This is a genomic window from Methylobacterium sp. SyP6R (assembly GCF_019216885.1).
In the GTDB taxonomy this organism is placed as follows: domain Bacteria; phylum Pseudomonadota; class Alphaproteobacteria; order Rhizobiales; family Beijerinckiaceae; genus Methylobacterium.
The window spans coordinates 3,981,064-4,005,879 of the sequence record NZ_JAAQRC020000001.1; the positions used below are offsets into that span (position 1 = coordinate 3,981,064).

General features: G+C 69.5%; 20 protein-coding genes and 1 pseudogene. 7 read left to right on the forward strand and 14 right to left on the reverse strand.

Annotated features, from left to right (window positions below):
* Positions 1-51 precede the first annotated feature (51 nt).
* Positions 52-1,377, reverse strand: a complete 1,326-nt coding sequence (gene ispG / locus HBB12_RS18340) for a flavodoxin-dependent (E)-4-hydroxy-3-methylbut-2-enyl-diphosphate synthase (protein ID WP_236990659.1) — start codon at positions 1,375-1,377, stop codon at positions 52-54.
* A 330-nt stretch (positions 1,378-1,707) separates the two neighbouring features.
* Here ispG and HBB12_RS18345 point away from each other — a divergent pair, with 330 nt between their 5' ends.
* The 5 genes from HBB12_RS18345 (at position 1,708) to HBB12_RS18365 (ending at position 6,474) form a co-directional block, all read left to right on the forward strand.
* Positions 1,708-2,850, forward strand: coding sequence for a patatin-like phospholipase family protein (locus HBB12_RS18345; protein WP_236990660.1), 1,143 nt, complete (start codon positions 1,708-1,710; stop codon positions 2,848-2,850).
* 460 nt (positions 2,851-3,310) lie between these two features.
* On the forward strand, positions 3,311-4,525 hold the full coding sequence (locus HBB12_RS18350; RefSeq protein ID WP_236990661.1) for an ABC transporter substrate-binding protein: 1,215 nt from the start codon (positions 3,311-3,313) through the stop codon (positions 4,523-4,525).
* 175 nt (positions 4,526-4,700) lie between these two features.
* On the forward strand, positions 4,701-5,528 hold the full coding sequence (locus tag HBB12_RS18355) for an aldo/keto reductase (RefSeq protein WP_236990662.1): 828 nt from the start codon (positions 4,701-4,703) through the stop codon (positions 5,526-5,528).
* Between the two features lie 110 nt (positions 5,529-5,638).
* Positions 5,639-6,076, forward strand: coding sequence for an acyl-CoA thioesterase (locus HBB12_RS18360; protein ID WP_236990663.1), 438 nt, complete (start codon positions 5,639-5,641; stop codon positions 6,074-6,076).
* Entirely contained in the window at positions 6,073-6,474 is a 402-nt protein-coding gene (locus HBB12_RS18365) for an ACT domain-containing protein (protein WP_236990664.1), read from the forward strand. The genes HBB12_RS18360 and HBB12_RS18365 overlap by 4 nt, the downstream gene beginning before the upstream one ends.
* Positions 6,475-6,574: 100 nt before the next feature.
* Here HBB12_RS18365 and HBB12_RS18370 read toward each other — a convergent pair whose 3' ends face one another.
* The 7 genes and pseudogenes from HBB12_RS18370 to HBB12_RS18400 form a co-directional block, all read right to left on the reverse strand.
* On the reverse strand, positions 6,575-8,332 hold the full coding sequence (locus HBB12_RS18370; RefSeq protein ID WP_236990665.1) for a methyl-accepting chemotaxis protein: 1,758 nt from the start codon (positions 8,330-8,332) through the stop codon (positions 6,575-6,577).
* Positions 8,333-8,559: 227 nt separating this feature from the next.
* A complete protein-coding gene (locus HBB12_RS18375; protein WP_236990666.1) occupies positions 8,560-10,836 on the reverse strand; it encodes an NADP-dependent malic enzyme in 2,277 nt (758 codons plus the stop codon).
* Between the two features lie 472 nt (positions 10,837-11,308).
* Positions 11,309-13,141, reverse strand: a complete 1,833-nt coding sequence (gene lpdA, locus HBB12_RS18380; protein WP_236990667.1) for a dihydrolipoyl dehydrogenase — start codon at positions 13,139-13,141, stop codon at positions 11,309-11,311.
* Positions 13,142-13,165: 24 nt separating this feature from the next.
* Positions 13,166-14,479, reverse strand: a pseudogene (gene aceF / locus HBB12_RS18385) (dihydrolipoyllysine-residue acetyltransferase); the annotation flags it as partial.
* 339 nt (positions 14,480-14,818) lie between these two features.
* The gene (gene aceE / locus HBB12_RS18390) at positions 14,819-17,476 is read right to left on the reverse strand and encodes a pyruvate dehydrogenase (acetyl-transferring), homodimeric type (protein ID WP_236990669.1); all 2,658 of its coding nucleotides are present in this window, start codon (positions 17,474-17,476) and stop codon (positions 14,819-14,821) included.
* A gap of 242 nt (positions 17,477-17,718) precedes the next feature.
* On the reverse strand, positions 17,719-17,997 hold the full coding sequence (locus HBB12_RS18395) for a DUF6489 family protein (protein WP_236990670.1): 279 nt from the start codon (positions 17,995-17,997) through the stop codon (positions 17,719-17,721).
* A 209-nt stretch (positions 17,998-18,206) separates the two neighbouring features.
* Positions 18,207-19,187: a LysR family transcriptional regulator gene (locus tag HBB12_RS18400; RefSeq protein ID WP_236990671.1), complete on the reverse strand. Its 981-nt coding sequence runs from the start codon at positions 19,185-19,187 to the stop codon at positions 18,207-18,209.
* A 129-nt stretch (positions 19,188-19,316) separates the two neighbouring features.
* Between HBB12_RS18400 and HBB12_RS18405 the strand changes: the two genes are divergently transcribed.
* Positions 19,317-20,276, forward strand: a complete 960-nt coding sequence (locus HBB12_RS18405; protein ID WP_442919291.1) for a ring-cleaving dioxygenase — start codon at positions 19,317-19,319, stop codon at positions 20,274-20,276.
* A gap of 122 nt (positions 20,277-20,398) precedes the next feature.
* Positions 20,399-21,346, forward strand: a complete 948-nt coding sequence (locus HBB12_RS18410; protein WP_236990672.1) for a hypothetical protein — start codon at positions 20,399-20,401, stop codon at positions 21,344-21,346.
* A 24-nt stretch (positions 21,347-21,370) separates the two neighbouring features.
* On the opposite strand, the gene HBB12_RS18415 is transcribed toward HBB12_RS18410, so the two are convergent.
* From HBB12_RS18415 to HBB12_RS18440, 6 genes are all read right to left on the reverse strand, one after another.
* Positions 21,371-21,562, reverse strand: coding sequence for a hypothetical protein (locus HBB12_RS18415; protein ID WP_236990673.1), 192 nt, complete (start codon positions 21,560-21,562; stop codon positions 21,371-21,373).
* Between the two features lie 619 nt (positions 21,563-22,181).
* Positions 22,182-22,364, reverse strand: a complete 183-nt coding sequence (locus tag HBB12_RS18420; RefSeq protein ID WP_236990674.1) for a hypothetical protein — start codon at positions 22,362-22,364, stop codon at positions 22,182-22,184.
* A gap of 225 nt (positions 22,365-22,589) precedes the next feature.
* Positions 22,590-23,498, reverse strand: coding sequence for an NAD(P)/FAD-dependent oxidoreductase (locus HBB12_RS18425; RefSeq protein ID WP_236990675.1), 909 nt, complete (start codon positions 23,496-23,498; stop codon positions 22,590-22,592).
* A gap of 121 nt (positions 23,499-23,619) precedes the next feature.
* Entirely contained in the window at positions 23,620-23,958 is a 339-nt protein-coding gene (grxD, locus tag HBB12_RS18430; protein ID WP_236990676.1) for a Grx4 family monothiol glutaredoxin, read from the reverse strand.
* Between the two features lie 25 nt (positions 23,959-23,983).
* Complete coding sequence (locus HBB12_RS18435; RefSeq protein ID WP_236990677.1) at positions 23,984-24,505, reverse strand: DUF29 domain-containing protein; 522 nt, start codon at positions 24,503-24,505, stop codon at positions 23,984-23,986.
* A gap of 35 nt (positions 24,506-24,540) precedes the next feature.
* Positions 24,541-24,777 carry a BolA family protein gene (locus HBB12_RS18440; RefSeq protein WP_236990678.1) on the reverse strand — a complete coding sequence of 79 codons (237 nt, stop codon included), beginning with the start codon at positions 24,775-24,777 and terminating at the stop codon, positions 24,541-24,543.
* Positions 24,778-24,816 lie beyond the last annotated feature (39 nt).

The window sequence follows — 24,816 nt, forward strand, 5'->3', positions numbered from 1 at the left end:
GCAAGGCGCCGCGCCTGCCCCTTCGTCAGCGGGCCCGGGCGGTCGATCGCCTCACTCGGCGGCGCTGCGGCGACCCAATCCTTCCCTGGTACCTTGGCCGAAGCGCCGCTCGATGTAGTCGATCACGATGCCCTCGAAATCCTTGGCCAGCGTCGCGCCGCGCAGGGTCATCGCCTTCTTGCCGTCGATGAAGACCGGGGCGGTCGGGGTCTCGCCGGTGCCGGGCAGCGAGATGCCGATATCGGCATGCTTCGACTCGCCCGGGCCGTTGACGATGCAGCCCATCACGGCGACGTTCAGCCCCTCGACCCCCGGATAGGTCTTGCGCCACTCGGGCATCGAGGTGGTGATCCAGTTCTGGATGTCGCGAGCGAGCTCCTGGAACACCGTCGAGGTGGTGCGGCCGCAGCCCGGGCAGGCGGCGACCAGCGGCACGAAGGTGCGGAAGCCCATCGTCTGGAGCAGTTCCTGCGCCACCTTCACCTCGACGGTGCGGTCGCCGCCGGGCTCCGGGGTGAGCGAGTAGCGGATCGTGTCGCCGATGCCCTCCTGGAGCAGCACGCCGATCGCCGCGGAGGCCGCCACGATGCCCTTCGTGCCCATGCCGGCCTCGGTCAGGCCGAGATGGATGGCGTAGTCGGAGCGGCGCGCCACCTCGCGGTAGACCGCGATCAGGTCCTGCACCGCCGAGACCTTGGCCGAGAGCACGATGCGCTCCTTCGGCAGGCCGATCTCCACCGCCCGGTCGGCGGAGAGCAGGGCGGATTGCACCATCGCCTCGCGCATCACCGCGCGGGCGTCGCGGGGACGCGCCGAATTGGCGTTCTCGTCCATCATGTGGGTGAGGAGCGCCTCGTCGAGGGAGCCCCAGTTGGCGCCGATCCGCACCGCCTTGCCGTAACGGGCCGCCTGCTCGACGATGGTGCCGAACTGGAGGTCCTTCTTCTCCTTGAAGCCGACATTGCCCGGGTTGATCCGGTACTTGGCCAGCGCCTCGGCGCAGGCCGGATGGTCGGTCAGGAGCTTGTGGCCGATATAGTGGAAGTCGCCGACCAGCGGCACGGGGACGCCGATGCGGTCCAGGCGCTCGCGGATCTTCGGCACGGCGGAGGCCGCCTCGTCGCGGTCGACGGTGATGCGCACGACCTCGGAGCCGGCTCGGGCCAGGGCGGCCACCTGCGCCACCGTGGCGTCGATGTCGGCGGTGTCGGTGTTGGTCATCGACTGCACGACGATGGGGGCGCCGCCGCCCATCACCACCGCGCCCTCGCCCTCGCCGATCCGGACGCCGACGGTGCGGTGCCGGGGGCTCGGGCCGGCGATCTCGGGAGCGGCGTCCGCCGGGGCGGTCGCGGCGAGGGCTTCCATGGCTTCCATCGGATACCTTCGGGGGTCGTTCGCTAGAGTCTCGGGGGCGCTTCAGTCGCGGCGTGACAACCGTCTAGAGCATTTCCGGGCGCGGTGGAAATCGCTTCGTTCACGCCCGGAAACGCGGGTCCGACCAACGGCCTCGGGCCGGCCGGTCGCGGGATGCGGCTCGGAATGCCGCGACATCCTTGCCAAACCGCTTCCCGGGAACCCCCACCCGACGCCGTTGTCTTAGCTGATGGTGACGCGTGCCGGCGTCAAGCGCATGACGCTGTGCCGGCCGGCGCGACGTTGCGGCGCACCATTTGCTTTTGCAGTGCAGCACACCACATCCCCGGCATGACCGACATGATCCTACCCCAGCAAGCTGAGTCCGGCGGGGCGACGATCCCCGACGCGTCTCCCGAGATCCTTGGCCACGCGGCCCCCGGCCCGCATGCCTCCTCCGGTCCTCTCGGCCGCGGCCTTGCCGGCCCCCGGGCCGAGAAGGCCATCGCCCTGGCGCTCCAGGGCGGCGGTGCCCACGGCGCCTTCACCTGGGGCGTGCTCGACGCCCTGATCGAGGATGGCCGCCTCGCCTTCGAGGCGATGACCGGAGCGAGCGCCGGCGCGATGAACGCCGTCGTGATGGTCGATGGCTGGCTGCGCGGCGGCCCCGACGGCGCGCGCGAGCGCCTGGAGGCGTTCTGGCGCGAGGTCAGCCTCGATGCCGACCTGCCGCAGGCGCAGCAGACCTTCGTCGACGGGGTGCTGAGCTTCTGGAAGGCGACCCCGGTCGGGGCGTTCTGGAACGCCGTCGCCAGCCCCTACACGTCGAACCCCCTCAACATCAATCCGCTGAAGCGGGCGCTCGCCGACACGGTCGATTTCGAGGCGTTACGCCGCGACGGACCGGCCGACCTGTACATCTCCGCCACCAATGTCTGGACCGGCAAGATGGCGGTGTTCGAGCGGCCGGACCTCACGATCGACCACCTGATGGCCTCGGCCTGCCTGCCGACGGTCTTCCAGGCCGTCGAGATCGACGGCGTGCCGCACTGGGACGGCGGCTATCTCGGCAACCCGCCGCTCTACCCCCTCTATCAGGGCTCTCGATCCCCCGACATCCTGCTCGTCCAGATCAACCCGGTCGAGCGCCGCGAGACCCCCCGCAGCCCGGCCGAGATCCGCGACCGCCTCAACGAGATCACCTTCAACGGCAACCTGATGCGGGAATTGCGGGCGATCGACTTCATCGACGGGTTGATCGAGGACGGCGTCCTCGGGCGCTCGAACGCCTACAAGCCGGTGCTTCTCCACCGCATCGACGGCAGCGGCGGCGCCCTCGACGACGCCTCGGCCTCCTCGCGGCTGCGCGCGCAATGGCCGTTCCTGCTCCATCTGCGCGATGCCGGCCGCGAGGCCGCCAAGGCGTGGCTCGAACAGAATTACGATGCCATCGGGCGGGAGAGCACCCTGGACCTGAAGGCGATGTATACCTGAGGGGATGTGCCCGGCCCGTGGAGTGAGTGTTCTTGTGAAAAGGGATGGCGCGGGTTCCCCCTCTCCCCGCGGGCGGGGAGAGGCCTGAGCTCCGAAGGGGCTCAGGGAGCAGCGAACCGCAGGTTCGCCGCGAGGGTGAGGGGGTGTCAACGGATGTGGCTCCTTCGGAAACACCCCCTCACCCTCGCTCCGGCTTTCGCCTCCGCTCGCTGTGTTCCCTGAACGGGAACACAGCCCTCTCCCCGCCCGCGGGGAGAGGGGAACCCCGCGCTCGTCACCGCCGCGGGGTTTCGCACTGCCCGCCACCGCGGCAGAGGCGCCCCCTCGCACCCCCACCTTTCTCAACCACACCGCGCGCTCCCGCATCGACGCCGCCCCGCACCCCTGACATACAGGGCGCGACTCGGCCGGTCCGGGCCGCGAACAAGCTCTGACAAAAATACCCTGGGAGGTCCCCTCGATGTCGTTCCGCTCAACGGTCGCCGGCGCCGCCGGCCTCGCCCTGTCGCTGGCCTTGAGTGCCCCCGCGCTCGCGCAGGACACCAAGGCGCCGATCAAGATCGGGGTGCTCAGCGACATGAGCGGGCCCTTCGCCGACCAGGCGGGCACCGGCTCGGTGATCGCGGCCCAGCTCGCCGTCGAGGATTTCGCCAAGGAGGCCGGCGAGCTGAAGGTCGAGGTCGTCTCGGCCGACCACCAGAACAAGCCCGATATCGGGCTCGCCACCGCCCGGCGCTGGCTCGACCAGGAGGGCGTCTCGACCATCGTCGACCTTCCGAACTCGGCGGTCGCGCTGGCGGTCTCCAACCTGATGCGCGAGCGTCACCGGGTCGCCCTGGCCTCGAGCGCACTCACCTCCGACCTCACCGGCAAGGCCTGCGCGCCGACGACCGTGCAGTGGGTCTCGGATACCTGGGCTCAAGGCTCGGCCACCGCCCGCGCCATCGCCGGCCGCGGCCTGAAATCCTGGTATTTCGTCACCGTCGATTACGCGCTCGGCCACGCGCTCGAGCGTGACGCCACCGTGGCCCTGAAGGCCGCCGGCGGCACCGTGAAGGGATCGAGCAAGCACCCGCTCAATGCCGGCGACTTCGCCTCGCCGCTGCTCTCGGCGCAAGGGTCGGGCGCGCAGGTCCTGGCGCTCGCCGATACGGGCGCCGACATGATCAACGCCGTCAAGCAGGCGGCGGAGTTCGGGGTGATGCCCGAGATGCGGCTCGCCGCCCTGTTCGTGCAGCTCTCCGACGTCCATGCGCTCGGCCTCAAGGCGGCGCAGGGGCTCCAGCTCGCCAGCGCCTTCTACTGGGACCGCACCGACGGCACCCGCGCCTTCGCCAAGCGCTTCGGGGAGCGGATGAACGGCCGCATGCCGACCGAGAACCATGCCGGCGTCTATTCCTCGACGCTGGCCTACCTGCGGGCGGTGCGCGACACCGGCACCATCGAGGGCGAGAAGGTGGTGGCGGCGATGCGCGAGAAGCCGATCGACGATCCGCTCTTCGGCGCCGTGACGGTCCGCCAGGACGGCCGCGCCGTGCACGACCTGTTCCTGTTCGAAGTGAAGGCACCGGCCGACAGCAAGGGCCCGTACGATTACTACAAGCTGATCTCCACCGTGCCGGGTGACCAGGCCTTCCGGCCGATGGCCGAGGGCGGCTGCCCGCTGGTGAAGTAGCCGGGAGCCTCGTCAAACGAAGCGCAGGCCGGTTCGTCGGACGAGAAATCAGTGACCTGGAACGCCATCCGATGGCAACGCGATCGGATGGCGCTTTCGACCGCTCGACATCGGCGGGGCCCGACCCAGATCAGGGGTTCGCTGTCCTGTCAGGCCCTGCCGAAAGCCCCCGCCCATGTCCGACGCCGTCCTGACCCTCAATGACGGGAAGCGCATCCCCCAGCTCGGCTTCGGGGTGTGGCGGCTCTCCGACGAGGAGGCCCCGGCGATCGTCGGCGCCGCCTTCGAGGCGGGCTACCGCTCGATCGACACCGCGGCGATGTACGGCAACGAGGCCGGGATCGGCCGCGCCATCGCCGCCTCCGGCCTGAAGCGGGACGAGATCTTCGTCGCCACCAAGGTCTGGAACGACCGCCATGGTTTCGACGAGACCCTGCGCGCCTGCGACGAATCCTTGGGCCGCCTCGGCCTCGACCATGTCGACCTCTACCTCGTCCACTGGCCGGTGCCGCAGCGCGGCGCGTACGTCGACACCTGGCGCGCCCTGATGCGCCTGCGCGAGGATGGCCGCGCCCGCTCGATCGGGGTCTGCAACTTCACGGTCGAGCACCTCACGCGCGTGATCGACGCCACTGGCTCGACGCCCTCGGTCAACCAGGTCGAGCTGCATCCGCGCTTCCAGCAATCGGCGTTGCGCGCCTTCCACGCCGAGGCCGGCATCGTCACCGAGGCCTGGGCGCCGCTCGGCCGCGGCGGCGTGCTCGACGATCCCGCCATCCGGGCCATCGCCGAGAAGCATGGCCGCAGCCCGGCCCAGATCGTCCTGCGCTGGCACCTCCAGAGCGGCACCGTCGCGATCCCGAAATCGGCGACGCCGTCCCGCATCCGCGAGAACCGGGAGATCGGGGATTTTGCCCTCGATGCCGACGATCTCGCCCGCCTCGCTTCCCTCGACGATCCGGCGGGGCGGATGGGGCCCGATCCGGACACCTTCGGGGCATGACGGCTCCTTGCGGGGCATGACGGCTCCTCGCGGGGCGTGACCGCGGCTTGATCGCCGGAGCCGGGCCGGCCTAGGCTCCCGGCCCCGACGATCCTTTCGCGAGACAGACCTTGAGCGGCCGCACGCCCCCCGAGACCCGCGCCGCCTACCGGCGCTTCGTGCCGATCACCACCCGCTGGGCCGACAACGACGTCTACGGCCACGTCAACAACGTGGTCTATTACGCCTTCTTCGACACGGCGGTGAACAGCGTGCTGATCGCCGACGGAGCCCTCGAGATTGCGAAAAGCCCGGTGATCGGCCTCGTGGTCGAAACCGGATGCCGCTACTTCCGGTCGATGGCGTTTCCCGATCGGGTCACCGCCGGGATTCGGGTGGCGCATCGCGGCAATTCGAGCGTGCGCTACGAGGTCGGGCTGTTTCGCAACGACGACGAGGACGCCGCGGCGCAAGGGCACTTCGTCCACGTCTATGTCGACCGGGCGACGCAGCGCCCCGTGCCGCTGCCGGAGGCGTTGCGGCGGGTGCTGGAGCCGCTGGCCGTATGAGGGCTGAGACCGATCTCGGCCGTCTCCTGTCCGGGATGCGGCCGGAGTTGCAGCCCGGGACCTACGTCTTCGCCATGGTCGACGATGCCGGGGTGCCGGCGGGTCTCGCCCCGGTGATGAGTTTTCGCGAGGCGGCGGGCACGACCCTGATCCTGCCCGAGGCGGAGGCCGTGCGGGCGGGCCTGCCCGGCGCCTTCCGGTGCCGCTGGATCACGCTGACGGTCCCGTCCGCCCTCGACGCCGTCGGCTTCCTCGCCGCCGTGACGGCGTGCCTTGCGGAGAGCGGCATCGCCGTCAACGCCGTCTCGGCCTTTCACCACGATCACCTGTTCGTGCCGGTGTCGCGGGCGGAGGAGGCGATGCGGCGGCTGCGGGAGTGTTTCGGGCCGGGATCGTGACGTGATCCCGACGATCGAACGAGACGCGGTCCGGAGGAATCCTCCGGAGCGCGTCCCGGTGTGAGTTCCGCCTCGAACTTGCGGCGTTGCGTGAACCGTCTCACGCCGCCCGGAGCCGGTCCAGGAACCGCGTCACCTCGGTGTTGAGGTGCTCCGCCTCCTGCGAGACCGAGGAGGCGACGCTCAGGACCCGCCCGGCCGCCTGGCCGGCCTCGCCCGCGGCATCGGCCACGCCGGTGATTGTCGCCGTGACTGCGCCGGTGCCGGTCGCCGCCTGGCTGATGGTGCGGACGATCTCCAGGGTCGCGGCGCCCTGCTCCTCAATCGAGGCGGCGATCGCGGTCGAGATGCCGCTGAGATCGCCGATCCGCGACGCGATCCCGCCGATCGCATCGACGGCCTGACGGGTCGCGCCCTGGATGCCGCCGATCTGGCTGGCGATCTCCTCGGTGGCCTTGGCGGTCTGGTTGGCGAGCTCCTTCACCTCGGCGGCGACGACCGCGAAACCCCGTCCCGCCTCGCCGGCCCGCGCCGCCTCGATCGTGGCGTTGAGGGCCAAGAGGTTGGTCTGGCCGGCGATGCCGTTGATCATCGCCACCACGTCGCCCACCCGGGTGGCGGCCTGGCTCAGGGTCTGCACCAGCTCGGCGGTCTTCGAGGCTTCCGTCACGCTCTCCTTTGCGAGGGCGGCCGAATCGGAGACCTGGCGGGCGATCTCGCCGACCGACGCGCTCAGCTCCTCGGCGGCCGCCGCCACGGTGGCGACGTTGGATGACGCATCCTGCGCCGCCTGAGTCACGGTGGCGGAGCGCTGGGCGGTGCCGCCGGCGAGTTGCGACATGTCCTGTGCGGTGGCCCTCAGCTCGGTCGCCGAGGCGGCGACGGTCTGGACGATGCCGCCCACCGCCTCCTCGAATTCCTGCGCGAGGGCCGCCGTCTGCGCCCGGCGGACGACCCGGCGCTCCTCGCTCTCCCGGGCGTGGCGGGCCTCCAGCTCGGCGGCGAGGTTGGTCTTGAAGGCCTCCAGGCTGCGGGCCATGTCGCCGACCTCGTCGCGTCGCGCGGTCCCCGGCACCTCGGCGGCGTAGTCGCCGGCGGCGATCCGGCGCATCGCACCGCCGACCGAGGCGTAGCCGCGCACCAGCGCGCCATAGGCGAACCAGGCCATGGACACGACCGAGGCGATCGTCACGGCGAGCAGGCCGAGGACCAGCGCGAAGGCCAGCGACGCCCGCGACTCGCCGTCATCGACCGCCTGCTTGGTGCGCGCATCCAGCAGACCATAGAAGTCGTCGATCGGCTTCATGATCCTGGCTTTGGCGACGTGGTACTCGTCGGTGTGGACGAGCCGGATCGCCTCGTCCCGCGACCCCGGCTCGCCGCTCTCGGCGAGCTTCATCGCGGCGTTCGCCACCTTGACGAGGTCGTTGGAGTTGCGGACCGACTCGGCCAGCTTCTCCTTCTCCGCCGCCGTCACGCCGAGGCGGTCCATCAGCGTGTCGACCGAGACGGTCTCGCCGTCCGGGCGCGGCTTGGCGTCGCCGGCGGCGACGTAATCCCAGTAGATGCGATGGTAATCGACCGGACGGGCCTTGCGGCCGGCACGGATGTCGATGATGTCCTTGTATTGCTGCTTGTAGGCGGCCTTGCCGGTGGCGATATAGGTCCGCCCCAGCCGCGTCAGGTCGTCGGAGGCCTGTCGCAATTCGTCGGCCAGCAGCATCGAGGCGAGGCGGTTCTCGTTCGCCGTTTTGACCTGACCGTCCGCTTGCCGGTACAGCACGACCGATCCTGCGAGCAATGCGCTCGATACCAGGCTGACGATACACAGACCGACGAACTTGCGGGCCAGGCTCATGATGCTCCCCTCGAAACAGGAGGGCATCCTTCCCTAGGGTCGTTAAAATTTCTTGCTCGATGACCTTCGATGGGACCGGAAGGCCAAACGAATACTCGGTCTGATCTGGTGAGAAAAGATTGGAAAAATGGCGCCTCTGGGGAACCGGGAGCGGCGCTGCGCGTTCTGTGCTCGCGCCTTTGCATCCCGAGGCCGGCCGCCGGGTCGCCCGGCGGCCGGATTTCAAGTCAGCCCGCCCGCGCGGCCGCCGCCACGGCGGTCAGCGCCGTCATGTTGACGATGCCGCGCACGGTGGTGGTGTGGGTGAGGATGTGGACCGGGGCGGCCGCACCCAGCAGGATCGGCCCGACGCTGATGCCCTGACCCGCCACCACCTTCAGGGCGTTGAGGGTGATGTTGGCCGCATCCAGGTTCGGCATCACCAGGAGGTTGGCCTCCCCGGTGAGGCGCGACTCCGGAAACACCCGCTCCATCAGCGGCCGGCTGAGCGCGGCGTCGGCCTGCATCTCGCCCTCGACCTCGAGGTCCGGCGCCCGCTCGGTGATGAGCGCGACGGCGTTCCGCATCTTCTCGGCGGACGGATTGCGGGCGGTGCCGAAGCTCGAATGCGAGACCAGCGCCACCCGCGGGGTCTGGCCGAAGCGGCGCATCTCGGCGGCGGCGAGCAGCGTCATGTCGGCCAGCTCTTCCGCGCCCGGATCGAGATGGATGTAGGGATCGCATATGAAGAGCGTGTGCCGCGGCAGTTGCAGCAGGCTCATGGCGGCGAGCGCCTTCACGCCGGCTGCCATCCCGATCACCTCGCGCACGTGGCGCAGGTGGCTGTGGTAGGAACCGGTACCGCCGCAGAGAAGACCGTCGACCTTGCCGAGGGAGAGCAGCATCGCGCCCACCAGCGTCGGGTTGCGGCGCGCCTCAGCCAGGGCGACCTCGCGCGACAGGCCGTTGCGCTTGCGCTTGGCGTAGTAGCCCTGCGCGGCCTCGGCCTGAAAAACCTCGTCGTCGAGATCCTGCACGTCGACGTCGCGGCCGACCTCGATGCGAAGCCCCAAGGCCTTCATCTTGTCGGCGATGACCTCGCGGCGTCCCACCAGGACCGGCCGGGCCAGCCCCTCGTCGACCACCACTTGCGCCGCGCGCAAGATGCGGTCGTCCTCGCCCTCGGCATAGGCGATGCGGGTCCGGCTCGCCTCGGTGGCCGCGGCGAAGACCGGCTGCATCACCGTGCCGGAGGTGTAGACGAGGCGCTCCAGCGAGCGGCGATAGGCCTCGACGTCGAGCATCGGCTTCGTGGCGACGCCGCTCTCGGTGGCGGCGAGCGCCACGGCGGGCGCCACCTTGGTGATGAGGCGCGGGTCGAACGGGCGCGGGATCAGGTAATCGGGCCCGAATGCGATGTCCTGCGTGCCGTAGGCCGCCGTCACCACGTCGGACTGCTCGGCACGCGCCAGCTCGGCGATGGCCTTCACCGCCGCGAGCTTCATCTCCTCGTTGATCGTGGTCGCACCGACATCGAGCGCGCCGCGGAAGATGAACGGGAAGCACAGGACGTTGTTGACCTGGTTCGGATAATCCGAGCGGCCGGTGGCGATGATCGCGTCGGGGCGCACCGCCTTGGCGGCTTCCGGCCGGATCTCCGGCTCGGGATTGGCGAGCGCGAGGATCAGGGGCTTGTCGGCCATGCCCTTGACCATCTCGGGCGTCAGCGCGCCGGCCGCCGAGAGGCCGAGGAAGATGTCGGCACCCGGCACGGCATCGGCCAGCGTCCGGGCCTCGGTGACTTGCGCGTATTGCGCCTTCTGGGCGTCGAGGTTGTTGCGGCCCTGGTAGATCACGCCGCGGCTGTCGGTGACCAGCACCTTGGCCTTGTCGAGGCCCAGACTCACCAGCAGGTTGAGGCAGGCGATGGCCGCGGCGCCCGCGCCCGAGCAGACGACGCGGACGTCCTCGATGCGCTTGCCGACCACTTCGAGGCCGTTGAGGATTGCCGCGGCGGCGATGATCGCGGTGCCGTGCTGGTCGTCGTGGAAGACCGGGATCTTCATCCGCTCACGCAGGCGGGTCTCGATCTCGAAGCACTCGGGCGCCTTGATGTCCTCGAGGTTGATGCCCCCGAAGGTCGGCTCCAGGCTCGCGATGATGTCGACGAGCTTGTCCGGATCGGTCTCGTCGATCTCGATGTCGAACACGTCGATGCCGGCGAACTTGCGGAACAGGCAGCCCTTGCCCTCCATCACCGGCTTGCCGGCGAGCGCGCCGATATTGCCCAGCCCCAGCACCGCGGTGCCGTTCGAGATCACCGCCACGAGGTTGCCGCGGGAGGTGAGTTCGGCGGCCTGGGCCGGGTCCTTCTCGATGGCGAGGCAGGCGGCGGCGACGCCCGGCGAGTAGGCGAGCGCGAGGTCGCGCTGCGTGCTCATGTCCTTGGTCGGCAGCACCGCGATCTTTCCGGGGGTCGGGAAGCGGTGGTAGTCGAGGGCGGCCTTCTCGAGTTGCTCGTCCATGGGGGTTCCTCCTCGGTATGGGTGGGATGGCGGCGCGCGCGGAGCCGTCTCCCGGCCGGCGCCATTCGGGGGCGCCGATCGGGATGGCAACGCTCAAGGTTGGGGTCTGATCCCGCCGCGCAATGGTGGGAAAGTCCGGGCCGCACGGCTGATGACGTGAACCTAGCCGGTCTGACGCAAACGATGTCGAATGAGGCGCGGGTTATCTCCTCTCCCCGCGGGCGGGGAGAGGACTTCATCGACCTTGTCGTCGATGAAGTGAGCTGCGAACCGCAGGTTCGCTGCGAGGGTGAGGGGGTGTTTCCGGAAGAGTCTCGTTCGTCGAGACCCCCTCACCATCGGCTGCCGCCTCGTCTCGCCCCCGACAAGGGGGGCTCGACCCTCTCCCCGCCCGCGGGGAGAGGGGGACATGCGCATCCTCGGTGAGAAAGCCTGGAAGCGGGGCGAGGCGATCTCCGCCCCGCCCATCCCCTCAATGCGCCTTCTTCTTCGGCATGTAGAGGTCGGTGATCGTGCCCTCGAAGGCCTCGGCCGCCATGCCGACCGTTTCCGATAGGGTCGGGTGCGGGTGGATGGTCATCCCGATATCCTCGGCATCCGCCCCCATCTCGATCGCGAGCGCGGCTTCGGCGATCAGGTCGCCGGCCGAGGGGCCGACGATGCCGCAGCCGACGATGCGGTTCGATTCCTCGTCGAACAGCACCTTGGTCAGGCCCTCGTCGCGCCCGAGCGACAGCGAGCGGCCGCTCGCCGCCCAGGGGAACACGCCCTTGCCGACCTTGATGCCCTTGGCCTTGGCCTCGGTCTCGGACAGGCCGACCCAGGCCACTTCCGGATCGGTATAGGCCACCGACGGGATCACCTTGGCGTCGAAGAACGAGTTCTTGCCGGCGGCGGCTTCCGCCGCGACCTTGCCCTCGTGCACCGCCTTGTGGGCGAGCATCGGCTGGCCGACCACGTCGCCGATGGCGAAGATGTGCGGCGCGGTGGTCCGCATCTGCTTGTCGACCGGGATGAAGCCCCGCTCGTCCACCGCGACGCCGGCGGCCTCGGCGCCGAGCAGCTTGCCGTTGGGACGGCGGCCGACCGAGACCAGGATCTTGTCGAAGGTGTCGGTGGCCGGCGCCGAGCCGCCCTCGAACGTGACCTTGAGACCTTCCGGCAGCGCCTCGACGGCCGTGACCTTGGCCTTGAGGTGGATCGCCTCGTACTGCTTCGAGATCCGCTTGAAGAGCGGGGTGACGATGTCCTTGTCGGCGCCCGGGATGATCTGGTCCATCAGCTCGACGATGGTCACCTTGGAGCCGAGCGCGTGGTACACCGTCGCCATTTCGAGGCCGATGATGCCGCCGCCGATCACCAGGAGCCGCTTCGGCACCCCGTCGAGTTCGAGCGCCCCGGTCGAGTCGATCACCCGCGGGTCGTCATGCGGGATGAACGGCATCTTGATCGGCTCGGAGCCGGCGGCGATCACCGCGTTGTCGAAGCCGATGATCGTCGTCTTGCCCTCGTGCTCGACCGCGATCTGGTGCGGGCTGACGAAGCGGGCGGTGCCGGTCACCACCGTCACCTTGCGCTGCTTGGCCAGACCCCCGAGGCCGCCGGTCAGGCGCTTGACCACGCCTTCCTTCCAGCTGCGCAACTGATCGATGTCGATCTGCGGTGCGGCGAAGCTGATGCCGTGCGAGGCCATCGCCTGGCTCTCGTCGATCACCTTGGCGGCGTGGAGCAGCGCCTTCGAGGGGATGCAGCCGACATTGAGGCAGACCCCGCCGAGGCTCGCCCAGCGCTCGACCAAGATAACCTTCTTGCCGAGATCGGCGGCGCGGAACGCCGCCGTGTAGCCACCGGGACCGGCGCCGAGCACCAGCACCTCGGCCCGCATCGCCTCGCCGGAGACCGGGGCCGCGCCCTTCGGGGCGGGGGCCGCGGAGGCTCCCTGCCCGCCGGCGGTGGCGGGCGAGCCGTAGCCCGCCTGGCCCGTACCCGCCGCGAGCGGCGAGCCGCCGACGGAGGCCGCCGGGGCCGCCTTCTCGGCGACCGCGGGCTTGGCCGGTGCGGCGCCGGCACCGGCGCCCTCCAGCACCAGGAGAAGATCGCCCTGCGTGACCGCGTCACCCGGTTTGATCTTCACCTCCTTGACCGTGCCGGCCACGGAGGAGGGGACGTCCATGGTCGCCTTGTCGGATTCCAGGACGACAATGGTGTCGTCGACCGCGATCGTGTCGCCGGCCTTGACCAGCACCTCGATCACCGGGACGTTCTTGAAGTCGCCGATATCCGGCAGACGGACTTCGTTGCTCATCGGATCACCTCGCTGCGGGGTTCGTCAGACGACGAGGCGCCGGACGTCCTCGAGGACGTGGGCGAGGTGGCGGGTGAAGCGCGCGGCCAGCGCACCGTCGATCACGCGGTGGTCGTAGGAGACCGAGAGCGGCAGCATCAGCCGCGGCTTGAACTCGGAGCCGTTCCACACCGGGGCCATCTTGGAGCGCACCACGCCCAGGATCGCGACCTCGGGGGCGTTGACGAGCGGCGTGAAGCCGGTGCCGCCGATGCCGCCGAGCGACGAGATCGTGAAGGTGGCGCCCTGCATGTCGCCGCTGCCGAGCTTGCCGTCGCGGGCCTTCTTCGACAGCGCGCCGAGTTCCTGGCTGATCTCGACGATGCCCTTGCGGTCGGCATCCTTGACCACCGGGACGACGAGGCCGTCCGGCGTGTCGACGGCGACGCCGATGTTGTAGTACTTCTTGAGGATCAGCGCGTCCTTCTCGGGGTTCAGCGACGAGTTGAACTCCGGGTGCTGGCGCAACGCCGAGACCGCGGCCTTGATCAGGAACGACAGCAGGGTGACGCGGTAGCCCTTGTCCTTGCCGGCGGTGTCGAGTTCCTTGCGGTAGGCGTCGGTCTCGGTGATGTCCGACTCGTCCGAATGGGTGACGAGCGGCACGTTGAGCCAGGCGCGGTGCAGGTGCGGGCCGGAGATCTTCTTGATCCGCGGCAGCGGCTTCACCTCGGTCGGGCCGAACTTCGAGAAGTCGACCGCCGGGATCTCCGGGATGCCCATGCTGCCGGTGGCCACCGCGCCGGCGGGAGCCGCGGCGGGGGCGGCGGAGCGGACCAGCGAGCCCTTCACGTCCTCCTTGGTGATCCGTCCCTTCTCGCCGGAGCCCTTGATGCCATTGAGATCGACGCCGAGCTCACGGGCGAGCCGCCGCACGGCGGGGCTGGCATGGACGTTCGAGAAATCCGGGGCCGAGGAAGCCGGGGCGGCGACCGGGGGAGCGGCGGGCTTGGCCGGATCCGGCTCCTGCTTGGGCATCAGGGCGGCGGTGTCGGCGGACGGGGCCGCGCCGGCGCTCGGGGTCGCGGCAGCGGCGGCGGCCGGCGCCTTCTCCTCGGACTCGCCCTTCAGGAGCAGGACCGGGCTGCCCTCGCTCACCGTGTCGCCGACCTTGACCAGGATCTTCTCGATCACGCCGGCCGACGGGGAGGGCACCTCCATCGTCGCCTTGTCGGATTCGAGCGACACGATCGGGTCCTCGGCCCCGATGGTGTCGCCTTCCTTCACCAGGATCTCGATGATCGGGATGTTCTTGAAATCACCGATATCCGGGATCTTGACTTCGATCGACACTGCGCACTCTCCCGATTGATTTGCTTAATACGTCTTTACGAAGATGGAATTCCCGACGCGCGAGGCAGCCCTCGCCAGGGCATCCGCTATCGCATCTCCACAACTCGGTCTGATTGCTCTCTTCCCCTGGAAGGCGCGCACCTCTCCTCCCCCCTGTGGGGAGGAGTTGGAGGTGGGGGTGGTGCAGGAGGCACCGCATAGCTTTACGCGGAACCACCCCCACCCCTGACCCCTCCCCACAGGGGGGAGGGGAAGGCGCACGAATTTACAGGGGGTTAGCTCTCAGAGGAGACGTGTGAAACCGAACGGACATCCGGGAGAGGGGACCTCGCACGTCTTGACCAATCACACCGTCCAGGGGGCCGGCTTCTCCGGGTTCAGCCCGTACTTGGCGATCGCCTCGGCGACCTTGGCCGCCGGCACGGCGCCCTCCTCGGCCAGGCTCTTGAGCGCCGCGACGACGACCCAGTAGCGGTTGACCTCGAAGAACTCGCGCAGGCGCACCCGGTAATCCGAGCGGCCGAAGCCGTCGGTGCCGAGCACCTTGTAGCGGCCCGGCACGTAGGGGCGGATCTGGTCGGCGAAGAGGCGCATGTAGTCGGTCGCCGCGATGACCGGGCCCTGACGGCTCGACAGGCAGGTCTCGACGTAGCTCGTCTTCTGCGGCTCGGTCGGGTGGAGCATGTTCCAGCGCTCCACCGCCATCGCCTCGCGGCGCAGCTCGGTGAAGCTCGGGCAGGACCAGATGTCGGCGGCGATGCCGAAATCCTGCTCCAGGAGCTCGGCCCCGGCGATGACCTCGCGCAGGATCGTGCCCGAGCCCATCAGCTGCACCCGGTTCGCAGCACCCGCCTTGCCTTCGCGGAACAGGTACATCCCCTTGAGGATCCCGGCCTCGGCCCCTTCGGGCATGCCGGGATGCTCGTAGTTCTCGTTCATCACCGTGATGTAGTAGAACACGTCCTCCTGCTCGGCATACATCCGGCGCAGGCCGTCCTGCACGATCACCGCCACCTCGTAGGAGAAGGTCGGGTCGTAGGAGACGCAGTTCGGGATGGTGGCCGAGATCAGGTGGCTGTGGCCGTCCTCGTGCTGGAGGCCCTCGCCGTTCAGCGTCGTGCGGCCGGCGGTGCCGCCGATCATGAAGCCGCGGGCGCGCATGTCGCCGGCGGCCCAGGCGAGGTCGCCGATGCGCTGGAACCCGAACATCGAGTAGTAGATGTAGAACGGGATCGTCGGCGCGTCGGAATGCGAGTACGAGGTCGCGGCCGCGATCCAGGACGACATCGCGCCGGCCTCATTGATGCCCTCCTGGAGCATCTGGCCCTTCTCGTCCTCGCGGTAGTACATCAGCTGGTTGGCGTCTTCCGGCCGGTAGAGCTGGCCGACCTGGCTGAAGATGCCGAACTGCCGGAACATGCCCTCCATGCCGAAGGTCCGGCTCTCGTCGGGCACGATCGGCACGATGCGGTTGCCGATGTTCTTGTCGCGAAGCAGGGTGTTGAGCACCCGCACGAACGCCATGGTGGTGGAGATCTCGCGGCCCGCGGTCTCCTTCAGCTGGGCCGAGAAGGCCTCCAGCGGCGGGATCTGCAGGGCCTGAGACTTGCCGCGGCGGGCCGGCAGCGGGCCGCCGAGCGCCTTGCGGCGCTCCATCAGGTAGGTGTGCTCCGGCGACCCCTCGGGGAAGCGGATGAACGGGATCTCGGCGATCTGGTCGTCGTTGAGGTCGATGCCGAAGCGGTCGCGGAACTGCTTGAGCACCGCCTCGCCCATCTTCTTCTGCTGATGGGTGATGTTCTGCGCCTCACCGGCCTCGCCCATGCCATAGCCCTTGACGGTCTTGGCGAGGATGAGGGTCGGCTGGCCCTTGTGCTTCACGGCCGCGGAGTACGCCGCGAACACCTTGCTCGGATCGTGGCCGCCGCGGGTGAGCCGCCAGATGTCCTCGTCGCTCCAGTCCTTCACCAGGGCGGCGGTCTCCGGGTACTTGCCGAAGAAGTGCTCGCGGATATAGGCGCCGTTCTTCGACTTGAAGTCCTGGTACTCGCCGTCGACGCATTCCTCCATCAGGCGCGCCAGCATACCGGTGGTGTCGCGGGCGAGCAGCTGGTCCCAGCCCGAGCCCCACAGCACCTTGATGACGTTCCAGCCGGCGCCGCGGAAGTTGGCCTCCAGCTCCTGGACGATCTTGCCGTTGCCGCGCACCGGGCCGTCGAGCCGCTGCAGGTTGCAGTTGATGACGAAGACCAGGTTGTCGAGCTTCTCGCGCGAGGCGAGCGAGATCGCGCCGAGGGACTCCGGCTCGTCCATCTCGCCGTCGCCCATGAACGCCCACACCTTGCGGCCGTCGGTATTGGCGAGACCGCGATGGTGCAGGTAGCGCAGGTAGCGGGCCTGGTAGATCGCCATCAGGGGCCCGAGACCCATCGAGACGGTCGGGAACTGCCAGAAATCCGGCATCAGCCAGGGATGCGGATAGGACGAGAGACCCTTGCCGCCGACTTCCTGGCGGAAGCTCAGCAGCTGCTCCTCGGTCAGGCGGCCTTCCAGGTAGGCGCGGGCATAGATGCCCGGCGAGGAGTGGCCCTGGACGTAGATCAGGTCGCCGCCTCGCTCCCCCTCGGCGCCGTGCCAGAAATGCATGAAGCCGGTGTCGTACAGGGTCGCGGCGGACTGGAAGCTGGCGATATGGCCGCCGAGTTCCGACGAGTCCTTGTTGTTGCGCAGGATGATCGCGATCGCATTCCAGCGGATCGCCGAGCGGATCCGGTGCTCGATCGCGCGGTCACCCGGATGGGGGGGCTGCTTGTCGGCCGGGATCGTGTTCACATAGGCGGTGTTCGCCGAGTAGGGGACCGGCGCGCCCTTCTTGCGGGCCCCCTCGATGACCTGCTCGATGAGGAAGTGCGCCCGGTCCGGGCCCTCGACCTCCAGCACGCCGTCGAGCGAATCGAGCCACTCCTGGGTCTCGACCGGGTCGAGATCGCGACTGCGTTCCACGTTGTCCTCCCTTAGGTCATACTCGATCGGCGAGTCGAGCTGCCGCAGGCGTCAGCATTGTTCGTGCCACCGCTATGCTTTCGCAACCCGACTGATATTGCAAGGGTTTAGCTCATCCGGCGGCGATCGGCGTTCTGAGCATCCGCACACTTCGTTTTGCTGCGGTGCGGAAAACCGGAACCGGCTCCGAACCGGTGAGAACCGGACGTTCCGACTTGGATCAGGGCTTGGCAAGGCCCGGATCAAGGCTCGGATCGAGAATCGGACTTGGCCGGCGGCGGAGACGCGCCGAAGCCCTGCTGGAACATCTTGAGAAACATGTTCTGCATCTGGTCCGCCCCCTGGGGAAACACGGTGAACCAGCTGCGCATGATCGCGTCGGGCGAGAAGCGGTCCATCTCGGCCATCATGCGCCGCTCGACCTCGGCCATCACCGCCGCTTGCAGCGGCTCGACGTTGGGAAGACCCACGAACTGGCGTGCCTCGACCGGGGTGCAATCGACCTCGACGCGGAACTTCATCGCATTCTTTCCTCTCGGCCCCCGCACCGAGCTTAGAGCACCTTTTGGCCCGTGGGGGAACCCAAGCGGGATGCAAAAAATGCGGTGATTTCAACGACCTAGTCTAACAGACCGGAGAGCGGGCGCGCGTCGTGCGCCCGCTCTCCGGTCTACGACGAAGGTCGTATGCGCCCCCTCGGCCATTCCGGCGCCGTTGTAAAGCCGCATTGTTACGTCGCGTCGATTTTATTGCCTGCGGGGACGGCCCGAGGCTCCGATCCCCAGGATTCCAGTCTCCCATTCGCCGTCGCCCAAGGCGCCGCCGCGAGCCGGCGCTCCAGGAACGCCACCAGGGCGGTGACCCGGGCCGGCCGGGCGGCGCCCGGCGGCATCAGGAGATTGAGCCCGACCGGCGGCGGCGACCAATCCGGCATCACCCGCTCCAGCCGCCCGGCGCGCAGGTCGTCCCAGACCAGGAAATCCGGCTGCACCGCGAGGCCGAGACCCGCCTTGAGCGCCGGCGTCAAGGCGTCGGCGTTGTTCGCCCTGAGGCGCCCGGCGGGCGTCACGGCGACCTCGGCGCCGGTCGCATCGTGAAAATGCCAGCGCTCCGGGTTCGGCAGGTAGGCGTAGCCGAGGCAGGCGTGGCTGCCGAGGTCGCGCGGGTGCTCCGGCCGCCCGGCGCGGTCGAGATAGGCGGGAGCCGCCACCAGCGAGCGGCCGACGGCGCAGAGGCGGCGCAGGCGCAGGCTCGAATCGGCGAGCGCCGCGATGCGCAGGCCCAGATCGAAGCCGTCGCCGACGAGGTCGACCTGCGCGTCGCTCAAGTGCAGGTCGACGGCGACCTCCGGATGCGCGGCGAGGAAGTCGGGCAGGAGCGGCGCCACATGGGCGAGGCCGAACGACATCGGGGCGGCGAAGCGAACCAGCCCCCGCGGCGTCGCCGATTGCGCCAGGGCCTCGGCCTCCGCCGCCTCGCCGGCCGCCAGGATGCGGGCGGCACCGTCGAGGGCGAGGCGCCCGGCTTCCGTCAGCGCGAGACGCCGCGACGTGCGGTGCAGGAGGGAGGCGCCCAGGCGCCGTTCGAGCCGGCTCACCGCCTTCGACACGGTGGCCTTCGACAGGCCGAGTTCGGTCGCGGCGCGGGAGAACGAGGCGGTCTGCGCCACCCGGGCGAAGATCGCCCAGGCCTCGAAATCGGGCAGCGGCATGGTCCGTGTCCGGAAACGATGGGTTTCGATTGTTTCTATTTCTGGCCGCCGGGGCAAGTCCTAGATTGTCTCCATCGCGGCGACCCCGGCGGCTTTCCCCGCCGGCCCGCCCACCGGGAGTTCCCGACCATGACCATGACCATGACCACCGCCTCCGCCGGAATCGTCTCTGCCGGCTTGCACCACGTCACCGCCATCTCGGGGCCGGCTCGGCGGAACGTCGATTTCTATACCCGCGTCCTCGGGCTGCGGCTCGTCAAGAAGACCGTGAACTTCGACGATCCCGGCACCTACCACCTGTATTACGGTGACGCGGACGGCGCGCCCGGCACGATCCTGACCTTCTTCCCCTGGGAGCACGTCGCCCCCGGCCGGGTCGGGATCGGGCAGACCGAGGAGACGGCGTTCCGGGTTCCCGCCGGCTCGATCGGCTACTGGACGCATCGGCTGGTTGCGGCCGGCATCGCCTTCGAGGCGCCGGCCAAGGTCTTCGGCGAGACGGTGCTGCCGTTCCGCGATCCCGACGGGATGCGGCTCGCGCTCGTCGGCGTCGCCGGCGCGGAGGCCGAGCCGGCCTGGGCCGGCTCCGAGGTGCCGGCCGAGCACGCGGTGCGAGGCTTCCACGGCGTGACCCTGATGCTGCGCCAGGCTGCGCCCACCGCCCGGGTGCTGACCGAGGTGTTCGGCTGGGCCGAGACGGGACGGGAGGGATCGCTCACCCGCTACGCCGGTACGGCCGGGCTCGGCGGTCACGTTACCCTTCGGGAGGTCGGCGACTTCCTGCCCGGGCGCTCCGGCGGCGGCTCGGTCCACCACATCGCCTTCCGGGCCGCCGACGACGCAGGCCAAGCGGAGATGGCGGAGCGGGCGGAGGCGCTGGGCCTGCAGGTGACCGAGCAGCGCGACCGCAACTACTTCCGCTCGGTCTATTTCCGCGAGCCGGGCGGCGTGCTGTTCGAGATCGCCACCGACGCGCCCGGCTTTTCCGCCGACGAGCCGGCGGAGGCCTTGGGCGAGGCCTTGAAGCTCCCGGCCTTCCTCGAGCCGCACCGGGCCGAAATCGAGCGGGTGCTGCCGGTGCTGGCGTAAGCGGTAGAGGCGGCCCGGGCCAGCGCGGCCCGGGCCGCCCCACGTGCCGCCCGAGCGCGGTAACCAATGGTTAAGCAAACATGGTTACCCAATCCTTCCTGGATTTCTGGGAAGCTCGGGTCATGGTGGATCAGGACGACGTTGCCGGCGCGCCGGCTCCGGCCGGTGCGGCGGCTGCCCCGGACGACGTGGCACCCAACTCGGCCAAGGTCGAGACGGCGAAGATCGCAACGGGCAAGATCGCGACGGGCAAGAGCCGTTTCGCGGGCTTGTCCGGGTGGCCGAAGCTGACGACGACGACGCTTGCGGGGTTTCTCTGCGCCGGATGCGTCGGTGCGCTGGCGGGCGGCGCCACGGTGGCACTGATGGGGGCTGTCCAGGGTGGCGGGGCCGGCATCCCGCAGGCCGCGTGGACGCGGCTCGGCAGCCAGATCGAGGCCGGCACCGCCGAATCCGCGCGGCTCGCCACCGACCTGTCGCTCCTGCGCGACCGCACGATCCAGGCCCACGATTCCGCCGACAAGGGCCGCGCCGAGGCCGGTGCCCGTCTCGGCCAGATCTCCGAGCGCCTGGAGCGGCTGCAGCGCCAGGACGGCGACCTCGCCGGCAAGGTCGCGGCCCTGGCCGAGCGCCTGACCGCCATGGCCGAGCGCCAGGACCATGCCGACCGCGAGCAGGCCGGCCGCCTCGCGGCGCTCGTCGAGAAGCTGGAGAAGCGCCAGGGCTCCGTCGTACCAGGTCCCACCGCGCAAGCTCCCGTCTCGGCCGCGCCGGTTGCCGCCGCTCCCGTGCCCGCCCCGACGAAGCACGTCGCCGCGGCGGAACCGGTCCTGACCGGCAGCCTGCCCGACAAGCCGGCCAGCGCCGCCAAGCCCGCCGCCATCGAGGGCTGGGTGCTGCGTGACGTCTATGACGGTATGGCGATGATCGAGAACCGCAACCGCCGGCTCGTGGAGGTCGGCCCGGGCGACACGCTGCCGGGTGCCGGTCGGGTCGAGGCGATCGAGCGCCGCGGCCGATCCTGGGTCGTCGTGACCAGCAAGGGCGTGATCACCCCGCAGGCCTGGTAGACGGCAAGCTCGGGCGGTCGTGAATCAGGCGTCCTGCAGCACCGAGACCGGTTGCCCGCTCTGGGCGGGGCCCTGCTCGGGCAGGAAGCCGGCCGCGGCGCGACGGCGCCCGCGGGCCTTGGCCTCGGCCCGGGCGATCTTGGTGGGATGAAGAAGCTCGGCGAGGCGGGCGAGGCTCTCGGCGTCGTCGAGGTTTCGTGACTCGAAATCGGGCATGGTGGTCCCCCGGGCGCGCGGCCCGTGGTTGGCGGGGGGTACGCATACTCACGCTAGAGAACCAGTAACGGTGAAGAACTTGTACAGTTCCGTACCGCGCGTCACCGTGCAAGAAAAAGTTTCGGCCTACCACCCAAAGACGGTGGCACCACACGGCGACAGTGCCCAGTGTTCTAGCAGCACGCGCATGGGGTCAGGGTGCGCCAACGCACCCCGGGTATGATGCGGCGCATGACAATCTTGCGTGCATTGCAGCGAAGACGCGCGGCGGCGGATTCCGGGAGCCGGTCAAAACCGAAACGCCCGTGAGACGCCAGGCACGAAACCTTGTTCGAGTGCTTACCTCCGGGCCGGGTTCGGTGCGGTCGTCAATGACCGCCGACGCGAACCGGGGCGGCTCTCGAATACAGTCCTGCCGGATCGTTCCGCTCCCCAACCCGCATCGATGCGTGCCGGTTCCGCCGGTCCATGCCGCGCCGCTCAGGACACGATGGAGGAAGCGACGGGGAGCGGGAGCCCCTACCCACACGGGAGGAGGTGATCCTCGCCCCGCCTCGGTCATCCGACACGGAGCTGCAAACCACCGTTCGGCATTCGCAGGACCGAGGCCGCGCCGGCGTCAGCCCCGCGGTTCGGTCGCAGCACGGGCGGACTGGGCCATGCGGATCAGGTCCCGCACGGTGAGCTCGTGGTACTCGGGCGGTTCGGACTCGGCCTGTCGAATCGTGGCCTCGCGGGCCAGGATCGTGCGCTGCGTGCGCCGGGTGAATCCGGCCCGCCATGCCTGCGCCAACGCTATCATGGGTGCCCTCCCGTGATCGTCCAATAAAGGCTAACAAACCTTCACCGTACGATAAAGTCTTGACAGGAGGATTGTCGGCTCATCCGGGTCCGCGAGGGGCGCCGCCCGGACCGTCAAGCGCTTGCTGCTGCCGCGTTATTGGCGCTGAGGCGGCACGGCGCGAATCGGAAGAATTTTGTCCTGGCCTATGCTGATCCGCGCGCGACGGCCGAATCGGCGGCCGAATCAGCGTGTGTCCTCGCGCAGCAACTCGGTGTTGATGGCAAACGCCGCCATTGCCCCCTCGGCGGCCGCCACGATGGCGAGCTGGACCCGCCGTGACGCATCGCCCGCCACGTAGAGACCCGGCACGTTCGTCTCCTCGTAGTCGCCGGTCGGCACCGTGCCCTTGCGCGACAGGTCGCAGCCGAGCCGCGCGACGAGCGGGGAGGGGATGCACGGGCCGGTGGTGAAGAACAGGGCGGCGCATTCGAGCGCCGTGCCGTCGCGCAGGCGCACCGTCGAGAACCGCCCGTCCTCGCCCTCGAGCCGGGCGACCGCGCGCTCCTCGATCCGGATACCGTTCCGGGCGAGGCGGTCCCGCTCCGGTTCGTCGAGGCCGCAGGGGCCGTCGGTGAGCAGCGTCAGATCGCGGCTCCAGGCGGTGAGTTCGAGGGCGAGACCCATGCCCGCTCCCTCGGCCGTCTCGCCCGGGCCGTAGACCGCGAGCGGCCGGTCGCGGTTCTCGTAGCCGTCGCAATAGGGGCAGTGGTGGACGCCGTGGCCCCAGAACTCCGAAAACCCCTCGATGGCCGGCAGGTCGGTGCGCAGGCCGGTGGCGAGGATGATCCGGCGGGCATCGGCCCGGCGCTGGTCCTCCATCACCACCCGGAAGCCGTTCGGCGCCCGCACCGCGTCGACGGCGCGCCCGTCCCAGATCTCGACCGTGTCGTAGCCGGCGAGTTCGCGCCGTCCCTCGTCACGGAGGTCACCCGGCGCGCGGCCGTCGCGGCCGAGGAAGCCGTGCATGCGCGGCGTCACCGCGTTGCGCGGATGGCCCGCATCGATCAGCAGCACCCGGCGCCGGCAGCGCCCGAGGATGAGCGCCGCCGACAGCCCCGCCGGACCGCCGCCCACGATGATCACGTCCCGCATGTCGCCGTCCCGAAAGCCGTCACCTGCGAGGTAGACGCATCGGCGGCTCGCCGGGTTCGCCGCACGGCCAACGAAAAAGGGCGCTCGCGCGCCCTTCCTCGTCCGTCCGTGGGCCTTGAGATCAGGCCGCGGCGGTGCTGGTGGCGATGCCCTTCTCGGTGAGCAGCTGCTGCAGCTCGCCGGACTGGAACATCTCGCGGGTGATGTCGCAGCCGCCGACGAACTCGCCCTTGACGTAGACCTGCGGGATGGTCGGCCACTGCGAGAAGGCCTTGATGCCCTCGCGGATCTCCATGTCCTCGAGCACGTTCACGCCCTTGAACGGCACGCCGAGGTAATTGAGGATCTGGGCCACCTGGCCCGAGAAGCCGCACATCGGGAATTGCGGCGTGCCCTTCATGAACACGACCACGTCCTGGGACTTGATCTCGGTCTCGATGCGGCTGGTGACGTCGGTCATGGTTCTACCCCTGTGTGGGCTCTAGCTAGTGATGGTCGTTCGGGTTTTGCAAGATGGAGGCGAGGCGCAGGAGCGCCCAATCGAGGGTGAAGTCCTCGGCCACGAGTTCCTCGGGCGTGAACGGGCTGCGGTCGGGCAGGCCGACCGCCAGTTTGTCGCCCCACACCGCCAGATCGCCGGCGGCCACCGTCTTCGCGTCGCGCCAGAGGCCGTCCCAGTCGATCCGCTGCCGCATCGATCGCGTGTAGCGGCGCCTCGCCGTCGCGTGGGATGCGACGATCTCGGCCCGCCACGGGCGCGTCGACTGCGCACTCGGAGCCGACAGGTACTTGAGGACGTGAACCAGCATCACCCGCAGGGTGCCCTCGAAAGCCCTGATCTCCGACAGCCCCACCGACTCGACCTCCTCGATGATGTTGTCCCAGTCGAGGGTGTTCGAGAGGTCCGGGCGCGCCCCGAGGGCGCGCAGAGCCGCCGCCTGCTGCTCCGCCCAGGCGACGACGTCCTCGTCGTAGAGGCTCGGCCGATCCGTGCGGATCTCGTCCATGCGGCGGCTCTCCGAGGGCATCGATCCTTGAGGTATCAATCCTGCGGCACGCCCGTGGTCAGGGCAAGGGCGTGCAGCACGCCGCCCATGCGCCCCTGCAGCGCGCCATAGACCATCTGGTGCTGCTGCACCCGCGACTTGCCCTTGAACGCCGCCGACACGACGGTGGCGGCGTAGTGGTCGCCGTCGCCGGCGAGGTCGCGGATCTCGACCGTCGCGTCGGGCAGGGCCTCCTTGATCATCGTCTCGATCTCGCGGGCATCCATCGGCATCGGGGTCGTCTCCTACTCGGAATCGGGTTGCTTCGAAGA

What these genes read in the sequence shown, in the direction of transcription:
- ispG (WP_236990659.1), bottom strand. Translation starts at nt 1,377, where the DNA reads ATGGAAGCCATGGAAGCCCTCGCCGCGACCGCCCCGGCGGACGCCGCT.
- HBB12_RS18345 (WP_236990660.1), top strand. Translation starts at nt 1,708, where the DNA reads ATGACCGACATGATCCTACCCCAGCAAGCTGAGTCCGGCGGGGCGACG.
- HBB12_RS18350 (WP_236990661.1), top strand. Translation starts at nt 3,311, where the DNA reads ATGTCGTTCCGCTCAACGGTCGCCGGCGCCGCCGGCCTCGCCCTGTCG.
- HBB12_RS18355 (WP_236990662.1), top strand. Translation starts at nt 4,701, where the DNA reads ATGTCCGACGCCGTCCTGACCCTCAATGACGGGAAGCGCATCCCCCAG.
- HBB12_RS18365 (WP_236990664.1), top strand. Translation starts at nt 6,073, where the DNA reads ATGAGGGCTGAGACCGATCTCGGCCGTCTCCTGTCCGGGATGCGGCCG.
- HBB12_RS18370 (WP_236990665.1), bottom strand. Translation starts at nt 8,332, where the DNA reads ATGAGCCTGGCCCGCAAGTTCGTCGGTCTGTGTATCGTCAGCCTGGTA.
- HBB12_RS18375 (WP_236990666.1), bottom strand. Translation starts at nt 10,836, where the DNA reads ATGGACGAGCAACTCGAGAAGGCCGCCCTCGACTACCACCGCTTCCCG.
- lpdA (WP_236990667.1), bottom strand. Translation starts at nt 13,141, where the DNA reads ATGAGCAACGAAGTCCGTCTGCCGGATATCGGCGACTTCAAGAACGTC.
- HBB12_RS18395 (WP_236990670.1), bottom strand. Translation starts at nt 17,997, where the DNA reads ATGAAGTTCCGCGTCGAGGTCGATTGCACCCCGGTCGAGGCACGCCAG.
- HBB12_RS18400 (WP_236990671.1), bottom strand. Translation starts at nt 19,187, where the DNA reads ATGCCGCTGCCCGATTTCGAGGCCTGGGCGATCTTCGCCCGGGTGGCG.
- HBB12_RS18405 (WP_442919291.1), top strand. Translation starts at nt 19,317, where the DNA reads ATGACCATGACCATGACCACCGCCTCCGCCGGAATCGTCTCTGCCGGC.
- HBB12_RS18410 (WP_236990672.1), top strand. Translation starts at nt 20,399, where the DNA reads ATGGTGGATCAGGACGACGTTGCCGGCGCGCCGGCTCCGGCCGGTGCG.
- HBB12_RS18415 (WP_236990673.1), bottom strand. Translation starts at nt 21,562, where the DNA reads ATGCCCGATTTCGAGTCACGAAACCTCGACGACGCCGAGAGCCTCGCC.
- HBB12_RS18420 (WP_236990674.1), bottom strand. Translation starts at nt 22,364, where the DNA reads ATGATAGCGTTGGCGCAGGCATGGCGGGCCGGATTCACCCGGCGCACG.
- HBB12_RS18425 (WP_236990675.1), bottom strand. Translation starts at nt 23,498, where the DNA reads ATGCGGGACGTGATCATCGTGGGCGGCGGTCCGGCGGGGCTGTCGGCG.
- grxD (WP_236990676.1), bottom strand. Translation starts at nt 23,958, where the DNA reads ATGACCGACGTCACCAGCCGCATCGAGACCGAGATCAAGTCCCAGGAC.
- HBB12_RS18435 (WP_236990677.1), bottom strand. Translation starts at nt 24,505, where the DNA reads ATGGACGAGATCCGCACGGATCGGCCGAGCCTCTACGACGAGGACGTC.
- HBB12_RS18440 (WP_236990678.1), bottom strand. Translation starts at nt 24,777, where the DNA reads ATGCCGATGGATGCCCGCGAGATCGAGACGATGATCAAGGAGGCCCTG.